This is a genomic window from Salinimicrobium oceani, assembly GCF_012037645.1.
On the sequence record NZ_JAAVJR010000804.1, the window covers coordinates 1 to 412 of the forward strand.

At 40.5% G+C, this 412-nt stretch carries 1 protein-coding gene; it reads left to right on the forward strand.

Features of this window, described 5'->3' with window-relative positions:
• Positions 1–35 precede the first annotated feature (35 nt).
• On the forward strand, positions 36–412 hold a 377-nt coding region (locus HC175_RS19485), incomplete at its 3' end, for a hypothetical protein (protein ID WP_209310121.1).

Below are 412 nucleotides of genomic sequence, written 5' to 3' on the forward strand. Positions count from 1 at the left end.
TCTGCTTCTTCGCTAACTATTGTACTCCGGCAGGAATGCACTTCCCTGCGAGATTCTCTGTTGAGTTCTCTATTGACGGAACTGTTATCTATGAAGCAGCAGAAAATGTCAATGAAGTTGGAACAAACAACTCAGGAGATAACTATGCAAGTCCTATATGTTTTGCACTTCCAGATCTTCCACAATATGGGGATGATGAAGAATACATTGACTATACTGTTACTTTACTTGATTGGGACGGAGTTTATGATGGACCAGGTACCGTTATTTCAGGTAGCTTAAGCCGTAACGAAGTTGAAGCCAATTTTGACGGAGCTAACAACGTAAATTACGAACACTTAAGATTTGGATGTGAAGGAACTACTACTCCTCCGGATGATGATAATGATGGTGTGCCAAACGAAGATGATAT